The sequence below is a fragment of the Streptococcus sp. VTCC 12886 genome, assembly GCF_049893425.1.
Taxonomy (GTDB): domain Bacteria; phylum Bacillota; class Bacilli; order Lactobacillales; family Streptococcaceae; genus Streptococcus; species Streptococcus suis_AA.
On sequence record NZ_JBMVJB010000001.1, the window covers coordinates 106,397 to 122,928 of the forward strand.

The 16,532-nt window shown below is 39.6% G+C and carries 15 protein-coding genes; 9 read left to right on the forward strand and 6 right to left on the reverse strand.

Translation table 11 applies throughout. The features are described from left to right. Nucleotides 1-9 precede the first annotated feature (9 nt). The 4 genes from ilvD to ACPC57_RS00510 form a co-directional block, all read right to left on the reverse strand. Nucleotides 10-1,725 carry a dihydroxy-acid dehydratase gene (ilvD, locus tag ACPC57_RS00495; protein WP_434066076.1) on the reverse strand — a complete coding sequence of 572 codons (1,716 nt, stop codon included), beginning with the start codon at nt 1,723-1,725 and terminating at the stop codon, nt 10-12. A 166-nt stretch (nt 1,726-1,891) separates the two neighbouring features. Further along, nucleotides 1,892-2,302 (reverse strand): hypothetical protein, encoded by a 411-nt coding sequence (locus tag ACPC57_RS00500; protein WP_277844365.1) that lies wholly within the window; start codon nt 2,300-2,302, stop codon nt 1,892-1,894. Next, complete coding sequence (locus ACPC57_RS00505) at nt 2,283-3,218, reverse strand: phosphodiester glycosidase family protein (RefSeq protein WP_434065126.1); 936 nt, start codon at nt 3,216-3,218, stop codon at nt 2,283-2,285. Before ACPC57_RS00505 ends, ACPC57_RS00500 begins: the two co-directional genes overlap by 20 nt. Further along, nucleotides 3,205-4,257, reverse strand: a complete 1,053-nt coding sequence (locus ACPC57_RS00510; protein WP_434066077.1) for a glycosyltransferase — start codon at nt 4,255-4,257, stop codon at nt 3,205-3,207. Before ACPC57_RS00510 ends, ACPC57_RS00505 begins: the two co-directional genes overlap by 14 nt. Nucleotides 4,258-4,495: 238 nt before the next feature. Between ACPC57_RS00510 and ACPC57_RS00515 the strand changes: the two genes are divergently transcribed. The 6 genes from ACPC57_RS00515 to ACPC57_RS00540 all read left to right on the forward strand — a co-directional run bounded on the left by ACPC57_RS00515 (nt 4,496) and on the right by ACPC57_RS00540 (nt 10,914). Then, nucleotides 4,496-6,199 (forward strand): acetolactate synthase large subunit, encoded by a 1,704-nt coding sequence (locus ACPC57_RS00515; RefSeq protein ID WP_434065128.1) that lies wholly within the window; start codon nt 4,496-4,498, stop codon nt 6,197-6,199. Continuing rightward, nucleotides 6,192-6,668 carry an acetolactate synthase small subunit gene (gene ilvN, locus ACPC57_RS00520; protein WP_274504260.1) on the forward strand — a complete coding sequence of 159 codons (477 nt, stop codon included), beginning with the start codon at nt 6,192-6,194 and terminating at the stop codon, nt 6,666-6,668. Before ACPC57_RS00515 ends, ilvN begins: the two co-directional genes overlap by 8 nt. Nucleotides 6,669-6,809: 141 nt before the next feature. Next, the gene (gene ilvC, locus ACPC57_RS00525; RefSeq protein ID WP_434066078.1) at nt 6,810-7,832 is read left to right on the forward strand and encodes a ketol-acid reductoisomerase; all 1,023 of its coding nucleotides are present in this window, start codon (nt 6,810-6,812) and stop codon (nt 7,830-7,832) included. A gap of 620 nt (nt 7,833-8,452) precedes the next feature. Next, complete coding sequence (gene ilvA, locus ACPC57_RS00530) at nt 8,453-9,703, forward strand: threonine ammonia-lyase IlvA (protein ID WP_434066079.1); 1,251 nt, start codon at nt 8,453-8,455, stop codon at nt 9,701-9,703. Nucleotides 9,704-9,712: 9 nt separating this feature from the next. After that, a complete protein-coding gene (locus ACPC57_RS00535; protein WP_217374215.1) occupies nt 9,713-10,615 on the forward strand; it encodes an SPFH domain-containing protein in 903 nt (300 codons plus the stop codon). An 89-nt stretch (nt 10,616-10,704) separates the two neighbouring features. Further along, nucleotides 10,705-10,914, forward strand: coding sequence for a hypothetical protein (locus ACPC57_RS00540; protein WP_024391394.1), 210 nt, complete (start codon nt 10,705-10,707; stop codon nt 10,912-10,914). A 110-nt stretch (nt 10,915-11,024) separates the two neighbouring features. Here ACPC57_RS00540 and ACPC57_RS00545 read toward each other — a convergent pair whose 3' ends face one another. Beyond that, entirely contained in the window at nt 11,025-11,768 is a 744-nt protein-coding gene (locus tag ACPC57_RS00545; RefSeq protein WP_130554708.1) for an amino acid ABC transporter ATP-binding protein, read from the reverse strand. Then, nucleotides 11,761-13,323: an ABC transporter substrate-binding protein/permease gene (locus ACPC57_RS00550; protein WP_434066080.1), complete on the reverse strand. Its 1,563-nt coding sequence runs from the start codon at nt 13,321-13,323 to the stop codon at nt 11,761-11,763. Before ACPC57_RS00550 ends, ACPC57_RS00545 begins: the two co-directional genes overlap by 8 nt. Nucleotides 13,324-13,576: 253 nt before the next feature. Between ACPC57_RS00550 and ACPC57_RS00555 the strand changes: the two genes are divergently transcribed. The 3 genes from ACPC57_RS00555 to ACPC57_RS00565 all read left to right on the forward strand — a co-directional run bounded on the left by ACPC57_RS00555 (nt 13,577) and on the right by ACPC57_RS00565 (nt 16,519). Then, the gene (locus ACPC57_RS00555) at nt 13,577-14,416 is read left to right on the forward strand and encodes an undecaprenyl-diphosphate phosphatase (protein ID WP_434066088.1); all 840 of its coding nucleotides are present in this window, start codon (nt 13,577-13,579) and stop codon (nt 14,414-14,416) included. Between the two features lie 205 nt (nt 14,417-14,621). Then, a complete protein-coding gene (gene mecA / locus ACPC57_RS00560; RefSeq protein ID WP_130554705.1) occupies nt 14,622-15,338 on the forward strand; it encodes an adaptor protein MecA in 717 nt (238 codons plus the stop codon). Further along, nucleotides 15,335-16,519, forward strand: a complete 1,185-nt coding sequence (locus ACPC57_RS00565; protein WP_289648125.1) for a glycosyltransferase family 4 protein — start codon at nt 15,335-15,337, stop codon at nt 16,517-16,519. Before mecA ends, ACPC57_RS00565 begins: the two co-directional genes overlap by 4 nt. The last annotated feature ends 13 nt before the right edge of the window (nt 16,520-16,532 follow it).

Sequence of the window (16,532 nt, forward strand, 5' to 3'; positions counted from 1 at the left end):
TGATATGATTTATTGTTTACCAGTACGTTCAGGTCTCCAGAAGTCTGTAACAGCTCCTTTAGAGGCTGATGACACTGTATGGGCATATTTCCCGAGCACGCCACGAGAGTAGAGTGGTGGAATCACTGTTGTTTGCTTGCGTTCTTCAATTTCTTGATCAGACACATGCATGGTGATTTCTTTTGTATCCTGATCAACTGTTACCAAATCGCCAGTGCGGAGGAAGGCGATTGGGCCACCATCCTGAGCTTCAGGAGCGATATGACCAACAACCAGTCCATAGGTGCCGCCAGAGAAACGACCGTCTGTTAGTAGGGCTACCTTGTCACCTTGGCCTTTTCCGACAATAATAGAAGAAAGGGACAGCATTTCAGGCATACCAGGTCCACCTTTTGGACCAACATAACGGACAACGACCACATCTCCGTCGACAATTTCATCGGTCAATACAGCCTCAATTGCTTCTTCTTCGGAATTAAAGACTTTCGCAGGCCCAGTGTGATTACGTACTTTTACACCAGAAACTTTAGCGACAGCACCTTCAGGAGCTAGGTTTCCTTTGAGGATAATCAGTGGTCCATCAGCACGTTTTGGATTATCAAGCGGCATGATGACATCTTGACCGGGTGTCAAATCGGCAAAATTTTCCAAGTTTTCAGCCACTGTTTTACCAGTACATGTGATGCGGTCACCATGAAGGAAACCGTTCTTCAACAAGTATTTCATAACGGCAGGTACGCCACCAACGTTATATAAATCTTGGAAGACATATTTACCAGATGGTTTTAAGTCTGCCAAATGAGGTACTCGTTCTTGGAAATCGTTGAAATCTTCAAGAGTTAGATCGACATTTGCGGCATGAGCAATAGCAAGGAGATGGAGGGTGGCGTTGGTTGAGCCCCCTAGAGCCATCGTAACAGTTATCGCATCTTCAAAAGCTTCACGTGTCATAATGTCAGATGGTTTGAGTCCGAGTTCTAACATACGAACAACTGCACGACCAGCTTCTTCGATGTCAGCCTTTTTCTCAGGAGATTCCGCTGGATGAGATGAGGAACCCGGGATAGACATACCTAAAACTTCGATGGCTGTTGCCATTGTATTAGCAGTGTACATACCGCCACAACCACCAGGTCCAGGACATGCATTGCATTCAATTTCGCGGACTTCCTCCGCGGTTAGATCTCCGTGGTTCCACTTACCAATTCCCTCAAAAACTGAAACGAGATCAATATCTTTGCCATTTAATTTTCCTGGAGCAATGGTTCCACCATAGGCGAATATTGCAGGAATATCCATATTGGCAATTGCAATCATAGAGCCAGGCATGTTCTTATCGCATCCACCGATTGCTACAAAGGCATCTACGTTATGTCCACCCATTGCAGCTTCAATAGAGTCAGCAATGATATCACGTGACGTGAGTGAGTAGCGCATGCCGGGTGTTCCCATAGCAATCCCGTCAGCAACGGTAATGGTTCCATATTGGACAGGCCAAGCGCCAGCATCTTTTACACCTTTTTTAGCTAATTTTCCAAAGTCATGTAGATGGATATTACAGGGTGTATTTTCAGCCCAACTTGAAATAACCCCTATGATAGGTTTTTCAAAACTATCATCAGTCATTCCAGTTGCACGAAGCATAGCTCGGTTAGGTGATTTGACCATCGAATCGTAGACAGAACTACGGTGACGGAGATTTTTTAGTGTGTCTTTTTCGGTCATTACTCTTCTCCCTATCTTATTTTACCTATTATATCACAGAAATAGCGGAATAGATAAGAGAATGGATAAAGAAATGTAAATTTCTGAATATTCTGTAAAAAAACTCTCAATGAAATACAAAAAGACAGATGGTTTATACCAAATGTCTTAAAAGTCGGTGTGTCAGTTAAGCTGTCAATTTTTGACGAGTTCTTCTTGTGTCACTGATGAATAGTGTGATGAGTGAAAGTGCCAGGAAACCAGCACCAACATACCAGTAAGGTTGATCTAAGGTGGTTGAGCGACCGGATAGATTTATGATACCTCGGAAGAGACATCCGGCTGTAATGGTAGCAATGCCTGAGTTCCACAAGTTATAAGTCATTCGTGATAAGTTGGGCTTGACTTGCAGAAGGCCCAATAGCAGAATGCCTCCCACTAAAGTTGCGCAGAACATATAGTGCATAAAGACTGAAACTTCCCCATAACTAAGGCTCTCGTAAATACGACTGAAGATGAATAGGAAGGCTGCCATAGCTAAGTAGGAGATAAATGTTCTTGAGAATCTCGTTGTTGAATTAGTAACCGATGTAGACAATATCGCTCACCGCCCTTTCTGAAATAGTGTTTCCGTTTGTTGTTGGATTGTTAATAACTTGACCATTGAAATAAAGGGTTGATGAGCCACCACCATCAAGGTTATAGGCAGTAGTTGCGCCGTACTCTTTCATAATTTCAGCCATTTGATAAAGTGACAATCCTTCGCTTTCGGTAGTTCGTCCATCAGCGACAACGATGATATAGTGGTTTTCGTCAATGATTCCAATAGCAGTACGCGGGTTGGAGGCCATTGCGCGTCCGACTTCAGTAGAAGTATCTACGACGATTTCACCATCTTCAACCAACGAAGGGCCAAAAGCTAGTAAGTTGACAACACCCTTGTCAATTAATTCTTGTGCAGTAACCTCGTCCTCGTAGACGATTTCAAATGAGCCGTCTGCATAGATTGCAAGGTCGCCATAAGAGGAATTGTCGCGGACTGTATCGCGGTAAAGGACACCATTTTTGATAACGTAACCTGTTGAATTTGCCCCGTAATAGTCCCCGTTAATCGCCAAAATGGCATTGTTTGCTGCGGCTGTTTCAGAGGTTTTAGCCGTTATGTTGGTTCCATATGTATTTTGAGCAAGAGCTGTTTTCAAATATTCAGCAGAACTAACTTGAATATCTGCGACGTAAGCGGTTGTGTTATTTATAGTGATTGTCTCTAGATTAATCTGGATATTGTCATCTGAGTAGCTCGTATCGGTTGTAGATACATTGGTTGCAATTGTTGCAGCAGTAGATGATGATACGGTGGTAGTATTTTGACTACCCGTAGTAGTATTGCTTGCTGAGACAGTTGAGATGGCTTCGGAAATCACAAAGGTTTTTAACATGGAATAAGTAAATCCTCCTGTTAAGAGCATTCCGAAGATAGTAGCGTAGGCAAATGGCTTTTTAAGCAATTTCATGTGATAATGATTTCCTTTCTTTAAAAATAATATTCTTTTGAATAAACCAAGATACTAGAAATAGAAGGAGTCCAACTGCTAATTTAACCAGATAAAGGTTTAGACCTAACAGTTGATTGAATAAGTAAAGGGGAGTAGTATCGCATAAGAAGAGAATGAATGCGAGTGTGAAATAGCCTACTCCCGTTCTTGTAACACTGTCTTTATTATGAAAAACCAATTTTTTATTCAAAGTAAAGTTACAAATGGCGCTACAAATTCGAGCGATGGTATTAGCTAAAAGTAACCGTAGGGCGGTCGGAAAAGTTGTAAAAACCAGTAAGGCTAAGGCATATACACCATAGTCAACTAGAAATCCACCAAAGGATGCGAGGGCGAATTTAAATAAGTTTTTATAAATTAATAAACCATCTTTGATTGGTCGAAAGTGTGAGCTAGCATTATCATCAATGTAAATTGTTTGGATAGGAACTTCTGTAATCTGATAACGCTGACTCGCTTGCGTAAGCATGTTCATTTCATATTCATATCGATCACCTTCTATTTCTAACATAAAAGGAATTAGGTCGGAATGAAAACCACGTAAACCAGTTTGTGTATCGCTAACGGTAACACCGGTTTGGAATTTGAATAAGACCCGGGTCAGCTTGTTTCCAAAGCGACTGCGCAAGGGAGTATCATTTGTAAATTGGCGAACACCTAGTATTAATCGGCTTGGGAGATTCATTGCAGCGCGTGCAACTCGATCAATATCATTAATGGCATGCTGGCCATCAGCGTCGGCAGTGACAACCACTCCTGGTTTGTTTAATTCATAAATGTATTGGAAGGCAGTACGCAAGGCCTGGCCTTTTCCTTTATTGACCTCATGATGGAGGACTGTTGCGTATTGTCTAGCTGCTTCTAGGATTTCTACAGATTCACCGCTACTCCCATCATCGACAACAATCACTTGACAATTTAGCCTTTTTTTCATCCCTTTTAGTAATTGGATTAATTTTTCATCTGGCTGATAAGCCGGTATCGTAACGTAATACATATCCATAAACCTCATTTATTTTCTTGATGGTTATACTATAGGGGAGTTTTCTAAAACCAAGCTGAAAGCAAGCTAGTACTGGGTTTTACTTAAGTTTTCCTTAAGAAAATATTAGGGAATCGTTAAGAATTCAGGCAAAAAGGTAGAACAAATGTAGGAATTTTCAGAATATTCCTTGACATTCTAACACTGTGTGTTATTATAGTAGATACCACGTTTGCAGGGAGGAGGAATATTTGTGCAAGAAATTCAATTGAATCAACCGTGTTCGGGATCATTTCTAATCTTAGATACCTTGCATCAACTTGGAGTGGACCTTGTTTTTGGTTATCCAGGTGGAGCAGTATTGCCACTGTATGATGCTATACATCAGTATGAGGGGATTCAGCATATTTTGGCTCGTCATGAGCAAGGTGCCGTTCACGAAGCAGAAGGCTACGCTAAATCATCAGGAAAGGTGGGCGTAGCGATTGTCACTTCAGGACCGGGGGCTACAAACGCCATTACAGGGATTGCTGATGCCATGGGCGATAGTGTGCCACTGTTGGTATTTAGTGGACAAGTAGCAACAAGAGGGATTGGTAAAGATGCCTTTCAGGAAGCGGATGTATTAGGTATGACCATGCCGATTACCAAGTATAATTATCAGATCCGTGACACGGCAGATATTCCTCGAGTGATTACAGAAGCGGTACATATTGCGACTACAGGTCGTCCTGGACCAGTTGTGATTGATGTTCCGAAAGATATTCAAGAGAAGATCGTAGAATCTTACCATGATCCTGCTCTGCATTTACCAAGTTACCAACCGACAGTTGAACCAAATGGTTTGCAGGTTAAGAAAATTTTGAAACAGCTTAGCCGAGCTCAGAAACCAGTTATATTGGCTGGTGGTGGTGTCAACTATGCAGATGCCAATAAAGAATTAGTTGCCTTTGCAGAACGTTACCGCATTCCAGTTGTTTCAACCCTTCTAGGGTTGGGGGCGATGCCAATTGAGCACGAACTGTCATTAGCCATGGGTGGTATGCACGGTTCTTACGCTGCCAATATGGCTATGGATCAGGCTGATTACATTATCAATATTGGAGCGCGATTCGATGACCGCCTAACAGGCAATCCAACAACCTATGCGCCAAATGCGACGGTAGCACATATTGATATTGATCCCGCAGAAATTGGTAAAGTTGTCAAAACCGCAATTCCAGTAGTGGGCGATGCTAAGGCAACCTTGAAAGCTCTGCTTGCTTTAGAAACAGTTGAAACAGGCTATGCTGATTGGACGGCACAAGTATTGGAAAACAAACGTCGGGCGCCATTTTGGTATGATGAAGATGAAAAGGTTGTTAAGCCACAGGCGGCAATTGAATTAATTGGTCAGTTGACGCAAGGGGATGCCATTGTCGTGACAGACGTTGGTCAGCATCAAATGTGGGCTGCCCAATTTTATCCTTACAAACATGCTCGACAGCTTATAACATCAGGTGGTATGGGTACCATGGGATTTGGTATTCCGGCAGCTATCGGTGCCAAATTAGCTAATCCAGATAAAGAAGTAATTGTCTTTGTTGGTGATGGAGGATTCCAAATGACCAACCAAGAATTGGCTATTTTGAATGGCTATGGCGTACCGATAAAGGTTGTATTGATCAATAACCATTCTCTTGGAATGGTTCGGCAATGGCAGGAATCATTCTATGAAAAACGCCGCAGTCAATCAGTCTTTGATGATGAACCAAATTTCCAATTGTTGGCAGAAGCTTATGGTATTAGTCATTATAGTTTTGACAATCCAGCGACACTGAGCGAAGATATGAAAGTTATCCTAGAAGATAAGCCAATGTTGATTGAAATACATATTTCCAATCAGGAGCATGTTAAACCGATGGTGCAAGCTGGTAAGAGTAATGCGGAAATGTTGGGGGTGAAGTTCAATGCGTAGAATGTTAACAGCTAAATTGCGAAATTCATCTGGTGTTCTTAACCGCTTTACAGGTGTTCTCTCTCGCCGTCAAATCAATATTGAGTCCATATCTGTTGGACCGACAGAGGTAAAAGATGTCTCCCGAGTGACGGTGATAGTGGATGTTGAAAACCTTGACGAAATCGAACAAATTATTAAGCAATTGAATCGTTTAATTGATGTAGTTCGTGTCCGCGACTTGACCGAAATACCTCACCTAGAGCGCGAAGTGATACTTGTTAAGATTTCAGCACCACCTACAAAACGAGCAGAAATTTTAGCAATTATTCAGCCATTTAGAGCAAATGTTGTAGATGTAGCACCGCATTCTATTACCATCCAGATGACTGGTGATGGAGATAAGATAGAAGCACTCTTACGGGTGATTCAACCCTATGGAATCAAGAATATTGCACGGACCGGGGCAACTGGTTTCAGCAGAGACTAATGCTTATCGATAATAAACACTAAACTTCGTTGACTTGGTTTGATGAACATTCGTTCTATCTTCTCCTTCGTCGCCTAATCTAGCGTTTATTTTCTTTGAGCAACCAAAACTTCAAATAAAATATAGAAAAGAGAAAGAATTATGACAGTAGAAATGCAATATGAAAAAGATGTAACAGTAGCAGCACTTGATGGCAAACGTATCGCGGTTATCGGTTATGGTTCGCAAGGTCATGCACATGCACAAAACTTGCGTGATACAGGCCATGATGTCATCATCGGTGTTCGTGCAGGTAAGTCATTTGACAAAGCAAAAGAAGATGGTTTTGAAACATTTGAAGTTGCAGAAGCAACAAAACAAGCTGATGTCATTATGATTTTGGCTCCAGACGAAATTCAAGCAGATTTGTATGAGAACGAAGTTGCTCCAAACTTGGAAGCTGGAAATGCGCTAGGTTTTGCTCATGGTTTTAATATTCATTTTGGATTTATCAAAGTACCTGCTGATGTCGACGTCTTTATGTGTGCACCGAAAGGTCCAGGTCACTTGGTTCGTCGTACATTTGAGGAAGGCTTTGGTGTGCCAGCGCTTTATGCAGTGTATCAAGATGCTACTGGAAACGCGAAACATATTGCGATGGACTGGGCAAAAGGAGTTGGTTCAGCACGTGTAGGTCTTTTGGAAACGACTTTCAAGGAAGAAACCGAAGAAGACTTGTTTGGTGAACAAGCTGTTCTCTGCGGTGGTTTAACTGCTTTGATGGAAGCAGGGTTTGAAGTATTGACAGAAGCTGGCTATGCACCAGAATTAGCTTACTTTGAAGTATTGCATGAAATGAAACTGATTGTTGACCTTGTTTATGAAGGAGGTTTCAAGAAAATGCGTCAATCTATTTCAAACACTGCTGAGTTTGGTGACTATGTATCAGGTCCGCGAGTGATTACTGATCAAGTGAAAGAAAACATGAAAGCTGTTCTTGCGGATATCCAGTCAGGTAAATTCGCAAATGACTTTGTAAACGACTATAAAGCAGGTCGCCCACGTATGGAAGCATATCGTAAAGAAGCAGAAAATCTTGAAATTGAAAAAGTTGGTGCAGAACTTCGTAAAGCAATGCCATTTGTCGGACGCAACGACGACGACGCCTTCAAGATTTATAACTAAAACAGTCCAGTGGACTGTTTTAGCCCTCGCCCAGAAATTGAAAAGCGAGGCAAGGGAAGGATACTATTTTAGCCCTCGCCTGAAAATGAAAGAGCGAGGAAGCCTATAACTATGCAAAAGAGAGACTTGCCTATTGTCTAGCCCTATATCTCCCCTCTGACAGTTTCCCAAACTGTCAGATTCCAATCCTCTGTTTAATTGATAGAACTACAAGAGCTGGCTTGCCCGGCTCTTTTAGTCATTGTTGGAAAGTTGTTTAGAAAATTAAAAGAATGTTTTCAGTATATTTCCGAGAATTAACTCAACATTGTAATGAAAACAAATAAATGAAAAGCAGTTTGTATAGTTGAATGAATTAGTTTCCAGACAAGGAACTGAGGTGCAGGCAATACTAGAGTAGGGCAAGCCGAAAGTGACGGTGTATCAAAGCTAATTCAAGTAACTAGGTCATTTATTGGATGCAATATCATCCTCTCTATGGCGGTTCATTGATTTGGAAATTTATTTTTGAAGTGATTAAAAAACTGGTATAATAAAAAATAGAATATTTAAGTATAAATACTATATTTATTTTTGCATTATTGGTACAATAGATATAAATAGAAAGAAAAAAGTGCATTATGATTTCAGCAAGAGATATTGAGCAAGCGTATTCAGTTCTGAAAGATGTTGTCGTTCGGACTCCATTGGATTTTAACCGCTATTTATCTGAAAGATATGGAGCAAGCATCTATATCAAGAGAGAAAATGAACAGCGGGTTCGCTCGTTTAAAATTCGCGGTGCTTATTATGCCATTTCACAATTGACAGATGCAGACAAAGCGAATGGAGTTGTTTGCGCATCTGCTGGTAACCATGCCCAAGGGGTAGCGTATACCTGTAAAGAAATGCAGATTCCGGCAACAATTTTTATGCCAATAACGACACCTCAACAAAAAATTGGACAAGTTAAGTTTTTTGGTGGAGAGTTTGTCGAGATTCGTTTGGTTGGGGATACCTTTGATGAGTCGGCTACAGCGGCAATGAAGTATACTAAGGAAACGGGAAAAACATTTATTGACCCCTTTGATGATCCAAATGTACAAGCAGGCCAAGGTACTGTTGCTTATGAAATTCTTGAGGAAGCTGAAGAGCAGTCTGTGAGTTTTGATCAGCTACTTGTCCCAGTTGGTGGAGGAGGTCTAATTGCTGGGGTCTCTGCCTATCTGAAAGACCAAGCACCTGAGATTAAAATCGTTGGCGTAGAGGCGAGTGGTGCAAGGTCAATGAAGGCTGCTTTTGATAAAGGTCGCCCTGTTAAGTTGGAGCATATTGATAAATTCGCAGATGGTATTGCAGTTCAAAAAGTTGGAAAAACAACTTATGAGGTGGCTCGCAAAAATGTTGATCAACTGATTGGCGTTGACGAGGGTCGGATTTCGGAAACCATTTTGGATCTATATTCAAAATTGGGAATTGTTGCGGAACCTGCTGGCGGAGCAACCATTGCGGCACTTGAAGTTATCAAGGATCAAATTAAGGGTCAAACGATTTGCTGTATCATTTCTGGAGGAAATAATGATATTAGCCGTATGCCAGAAATGGAAGAGCGTGCTCTAATTTATGAGGGGATTAAACATTATTTTGTGGTCAATTTTCCTCAAAGACCGGGAGCTCTTCGTGAATTTGTTAACCACATTTTAGGTCCGAATGATGATATTACACGGTTTGAATACATAAAACGTGCGAATAAAGGAACGGGTCCGGTTTTAATTGGGATTGCATTGGGTGATAAGAGGGATTACGCTGAGTTTATTGCACGACTAGAACAATTTGATCCTCAATATATCAATTTGCATGAGAATGATTCGCTTTATAAAATGCTAGTTTAGGAGGCTACTATGTCTACTGGTTCAATTATTTTTATTGTTGTGGTGCTGTTTGTATTATTTATCGCTTTGATTTTGCTCTTTTCAGGTTTGTATGTGGTTAAGCAACAGACTGTCGCTATCATTGAACGATTCGGTAAGTATCAAAAGACATCAACATCTGGGATTAACTTTAAAATTCCATTTGGTATAGATGTGATTGCGGCCCGAATTCAGTTACGGATGCTACAAAGTGAAATTATTGTTGAAACAAAAACACAGGACAATGTTTTTGTGACAATGAATGTAGCAACTCAGTACCGAGTTAATGAGAATAATGTGACGGATGCTTACTATAAACTCATGCATCCAGAGGCACAAATCAAATCGTATATTGAAGATGCCTTACGCTCATCAGTTCCTAAATTGACTTTGGATGAATTGTTTGAAAAGAAAGATGAAATTGCCCTAGAAGTTCAAAGGCAAGTAGCTGAAGAGATGTCGACCTATGGTTATGTTATTGTAAAAACCTTGATTACAAAGGTTGAACCGGATGCAGAAGTGAAACAATCAATGAATGAAATCAACGCCGCTCAGCGCAAACGGGTTGCAGCTCAGGAATTGGCGGAAGCAGATAAAATTAAAATTGTTACTGCTGCAGAGGCAGAAGCTGAAAAAGATCGCCTACATGGTGTGGGGATTGCTCATCAACGTAAAGCCATAGTGGATGGATTAGCAGATTCGATTCGTGAATTGAAGGAATCCAATGTCAGTTTGTCGGAAGAACAAATCATGTCGATTCTGTTGACTAACCAATATTTGGACACTTTAAATAATTTTGCACAAGGAGGTAATAATACAATTTTCCTTCCTGGGAATCCAGAAGGAGTTGAGGACATTCGGACTCAGATACTATCCGCTCTGAAAGTGAAGTAATTTTTGGCAAAAGCCGAATATTTTGCTTGACAAAATGTGCAAGGCTATATTATACTAAGTTGCACGAATAAAATGGAAAGGGGTTTCTCATGACAAGTTACGAAAAAGTTGCTGCAGTTGTTAACTGGGTACGTGAAAAGAAAATCACTGGCTACCGTATTAGTAAAGAAACTAATGCTCGTGAAATGTCAGTCATCGCTCTTGCACAAGGCCGTGCTAAGATTGATAACATCTCATTTGCTACTGCATTGGGTTTGATTGACTTTTACGATAAAAACCACAAAAAATTTGAAAACTAATCTATGTAGTTTTAAAAAAGAGGTTCCGATGAGGAGCCTCTTTTTTTCCATAAAAAAGATACCAGAGTGACCTGGTATCGTGAATGTGTTCCTATTCAAAAATCTCCAATTTATCCTAAGAAACGTTTGAGGAATTCTTTGGTACGCTCTTCTTGTGGATTCTCAAAAATTTGTTTTGGACTACCTTCTTCAGCAATAATCCCTTTATCCATGAAAATGACACGATCGGAAACGTCACGCGCAAATTCCATTTCATGAGTTACGATAATCATGGTTAGACCAGATTTTGCTAGGTCTTTCATCGTTTTGAGAACTTCACCAACCATTTCAGGATCGAGAGCAGAGGTTGGTTCGTCAAATAGAATCAATTCGGGATCAATAGAAAGAGCACGAGCAATAGCAACACGCTGTTTTTGACCGCCAGACAATTGACTTGGTTTAGCTGTCCAGTACTGCTCAGTCATCCCTACCTTGTTTAGGTTTTCCTTAGCAAGGCGTTCAGCTTCTGACCGTTCACGTTTTAGGACGGTTGTTTGAGCTACAATCGCATTTTCTAAAACATTCAAATTGTTAAAGAGGTTAAAGGATTGAAACACCATACCAAGTTTTTCTCGGTAACGAGGTAGGTTATAACCCTTTGCCAAAACATCTTGTCCGTGGTAAAGGATTTGTCCATCAGTTGGTGTTTCTAAGAGATTGATAGAACGTAAGAAAGTAGACTTTCCAGAACCAGAAGAGCCGATGATAGAGATAACTTCGCCCTTTTCAACTGTAATAGAAATATCTTTAAGTACTTGATTTTGTCCGTATGACTTTTTAAGATTTTTAATTTCCAAGATAATATTATTAGTCATTGAGGACCCCCGTTTGCATTTGATTTGCGCCTGTTGTATACGTATCTATGTCAAAGCTTTTTTCAACTATGCGTAGAATACGTGTTACAGTAAAGGTTAGAATAAAGTAGATAATAGCAATAACAGTAAATGTTTGGAAATATTGATAGGTTTGGGTTGCAACCGTGTTTCCGGAGAAGTATAGTTCTACCACAGAGATTACATTTAAAACAGAAGTATCTTTGATATTGATAACGAACTCATTACCAGTAGCCGGTAAAATGTTACGAACAACTTGAGGGAGTACGATTTTACGCATGGTTTGATTATGGGTAAATCCAAGAGCTGTTGCCGCTTCAAATTGCCCCTTATCAACAGCAAAGATACCACCACGTACAATTTCACTCATGTAAGCACCGGTATTGATAGAAACGATAAAGATAGCCGCTAAGGTACGGTCAAGGTTGAGACCAAAAGCCTGGGCAGTACCATAGTAGATAACCATTGATTGTACAATCATTGGGGTGCCACGGAACACTTCAATATATACATTGATAATCCAACCTAAGAGTTTCTGTCCGATTGCTAAAACTTTATTAGCTGCTTTTGGTGCGGTACGGAATACACCGATGAGAAGACCAATAATTGTACCTATAATTGTACCAAGTATTGAGATTAGTAGGGTCATTCCTGTTCCGCGTAATAACTGTTGCCAGTTGTTAACAATAATTTTCCAAACTTGAGAAAAGAAATTTGGATTTTCATCTGACGCTTTTTCAACAGGTTGGTTTTTAATCATGTTATCCATGAGTGCGATTTGATCTGCTTCAGAAAAAGCTGCTAACACTTCGTTTACTTGTGTGATACGAGTATCATCTTTTCTCATACCAACTGCAATCGTAACGTCTTCGGCATTTGTTTCAAAGCCATCTGTCAATTCAACCATTTTGAAAGCTTTGTTAGCAGCCTCAGCGGTACGTCCTTCTGGTCGCTCAGAAACATAGGCATCAATCACACCAGCTTCAAGTGCTTGGCGAATTTGGGAGAAATCGCCCATCGCAGTTTGTTTATCAGCCCCTTCAATTTGATCAATCAAATCATAAAGATAGACACCCTGCTGAGCTGTAATTTTGGCACCAGCAAAATCTGATAAGCTAGTTGCATCTGCATATTGACTATCTGAACGGACAACAAGGGTTGGTATAGAAGTATAATAGCTATCTGAGAAGGCGATTTCTTTTTTTCGCTCTTCAGTTGGACTCATACCAGCGATAATCATGTCAATTTTTCCAGATGTTAAGGCAGGAACCAAGCCTTCCCATTTGGTTTTGACAACAAGCAATTCTTTATTCATCGATTCAGCAATCTTTTTCGCTACTTGGACATCGTATCCGTTGGCAAATTGATTGGTTCCTTCGATTGGGACTGCACCGTTGCTATCATCTTCCTGTGTCCAGTTAAAAGGAGCATAGGCAGCTTCCATTCCGACACGAAGGTATTCATCTGCTTTTACTCCAGTTGTTATCGAAAAAACAGCTAATAAGCTTAGCAGGAGTATACTAATTTTATGCTTCATAAAATCTCCTTAGTAAAATGTATTATACTATTGTATAAAAAATTCTGAAAAATTTCAATATGCTTGTTTTATTTATTCACTCAAATTGTATGAAAAATTCGTATTAAAATGTTTGAAAATAGCAAATTTGAATACTTATCTGATACTGACTCAGCTGGCTGTGAGAGATAGTTTTTTACACAATTTTTATTGGGGATATTTATTTATGTGGTATAATTTGTGGTATAATGAGTAGAATTTATCTTAAGGAGTTATCATGATAATAGAGATTTTGAAAGCCATCTTTTTGGGTATTATTGAGGGGATAACTGAGTGGCTGCCAGTTTCATCTACTGGCCATTTGATATTAGTGCAAGAATTTATTCAATTAAAACAAAGTGCTGGTTTTATTGAGATGTTTAATATTGTGATCCAATTGGGAGCAATACTAGCGGTTATTACAATTTACTTCCAAAGACTTAATCCATTTCAACCTGGAAAAACGCAGAAAGAAATTCGTTTAACTTGGCAATTGTGGGCAAAGGTAGTACTTGCTTGTATTCCGTCCATTATCATTGCAGTTCCCTTAGATAATTGGTTTGAAGCGCATTTCAATTTTATGGTGCCGATTGCGATTGCTCTGATAGTTTATGGTATTGCCTTTATTTGGATTGAGAAACGTAACAAAGATGTTGAGCCACAAGTGACGAATTTGGAAAAAATGTCCTACAAAATAGCTTTACTGATTGGATGTTTTCAAGTCTTAAGTATTGTACCGGGTACAAGTAGGTCTGGTGCAACTATTCTGGGCGCAATTATTCTTGGGACAAGTCGTTCTGTTGCCGCGGACTTTACTTTCTTTTTGGGAATTCCAACGATGTTTGGCTACAGTGGATTAAAAGCTGTAAAATACTTTTTGGATGGTAATAGTTTGTCACTTGAACAAGTTTTAATATTATTGGTAGCTAGTGTGACTGCTTACCTAGTTTCAGTAGTTGTCATTCGAATGTTGACAGATTTTGTGAAAAAACATGATTTTACAGTCTTTGGTTACTACCGGATTGTTTTGGGGGCTATCTTACTGATTTACTCATTTTTCACATTCATTTTATAAGATAATTTAGTTGTTAAATCGGCAAAAAAGTCTAGATTGTAGTTCTAGGCTTTTCTTGTGCCGTTTTTCTATAGTTGAGGCAGAAAGTTTAGAAACTTGCTTTTTTTTTGTTTTTCGAGAGGCATTTTAGTATAATGAGAAGAGATTTGTATGAGAATTAATATTATCTAGGCTAGAAGTATCGTACTAGATGAATGAGGTAGTTATGAAAGTAAAACAAATAAGTGATTCGACTCTAAAAATCACTATCCAATTAGAAGATTTAGAGGAGCGCGGGATGGAAATTGCGGATTTCCTTATCCCTCAAGAAAAGACGGAAGAGTTTTTTTATACAGTATTGGATGAATTGGATTTGCCAATGACTTTCCGAGAAAGTGGAATGCTTAGTTTTAGAGTTACTCCAAAACCGGATAAAGTGGATATTTTTGTCACAAAATCTGAAATGGATCAAAGTTTAAATTTTGATGAATTTACAGATTTATCGGAATTAGGCGATGTATCAAGAATGACTCCAGATGAATTGCTGAAAAGTTTGGAACGTACAGTTCGTGAACGAAGCACGCATGACTCAAAAGCAGTTCGTCTATTAGAAGATGCTGAAAAAGAAGATAGTGATGAATACCAAGAACAATATATTTACTATATCTTAGAATTTCCTGCTTTGATTGATGCGGTAAATTTTGTTCAAACAGTGGATTATCCAGTTGAAGAATCTGAGCTCTACAAGGTGGAACAAACCTATTATATGACAGTATTGATTAATGTTGCAGAGCGTTCAAAGCAGTATCCGGAGTATATTCTATCTCGCATGCTTGAATTTACAAACGATACCAAATTGACACGACCATTTCTTCAAGAGCACGGAATCTTGATGTTGGGAAATGGGGCCATTGATGAGTTGAAAAAGGTGCAAACGGTATGATTCCATTTGCGCTTAAGTATGTTATGGTCTTAATAGTGACAATCGTTATGGCTGTTGTGCTTACTCCCTTGGTTCGTTTCTTGGCATTACGAATTGGAGCTGTTGATAACCCGAATGCAAGACGAATCAACAAAGTTCCAATGCCATCGGCTGGTGGTCTAGCAATATTTATTTCTTTTGCAATATCCAGTTTGGTGTTCTTACCCCTTATTGTTACACGCGTTCACTTTTTTGACACCTATTTTGAATATGTATTTCCTATCGTGGTTGCGGGTGCTGTGATTATCCTGACGGGATTAATTGATGATGTCAGGGAACTAGCACCGCTACCTAAACTTTTAGGTATCTTATTTGCTGCTCTTATCATTTGGTTTTTCACAGATTTTCATTTTGATAGTTTTAAAATTCCATTTGGGGGACCGTTACTGGTGTTCCCAACTTGGCTAGCATTTTGTTTAACTGTTTTATGGATTGTTGCGATTACAAATGCAATTAATCTGATAGATGGGCTGGATGGTTTGGTTGCAGGGGTATCCATTATTTCCCTCTTAACGATGGGGATAGTATCCTATTTCTTTTTGTATGATAGTAATATTTTCTTAAGTTTGACAATTTTTGTTTTGGTTGCGGCGATTGCAGGCTTTCTCCCCTATAATTACCATCCGGCTATTATTTATCTGGGAGACACAGGTGCGCTTTTTATTGGATTTATGATTGGCGTCTTCTCCTTGCAGGGATTAAAAAACTCAACAGCGGTTGCGGTTGTAACACCAATTATTATACTTGGAGTTCCAATCACTGATACTGTGGTGGCAATTATTCGTCGAAAATTGTCTGGACAAAAGATTTATGAAGCTGACCGGATGCATTTGCATCACCGATTACTCTCGCTAGGGCTGACGCATCGTGGAACTGTCTTAGTCATTTACGCGATTTCATTTATTTTTTCCTTAACGTCCTTGCTTTTGAATATTTCCAGTCAAGCAGGGGGAGTCTTGTTGGTGGTTTCACTTGCCTTGGGCGTGGAAATTTTGTGTGAATTGATTGGAATTTTTGGTGAAAATAGGACACCTGTCCTAAATCTACTGCGTTTTATTGGAAACAGTTCATATCGGCAAGAAATGATTGCAAAGAGAAAAATAAAGCGTTCAGATTCGCAGGATACTAAGGAAAATAATTAATCTTCTGAAGACA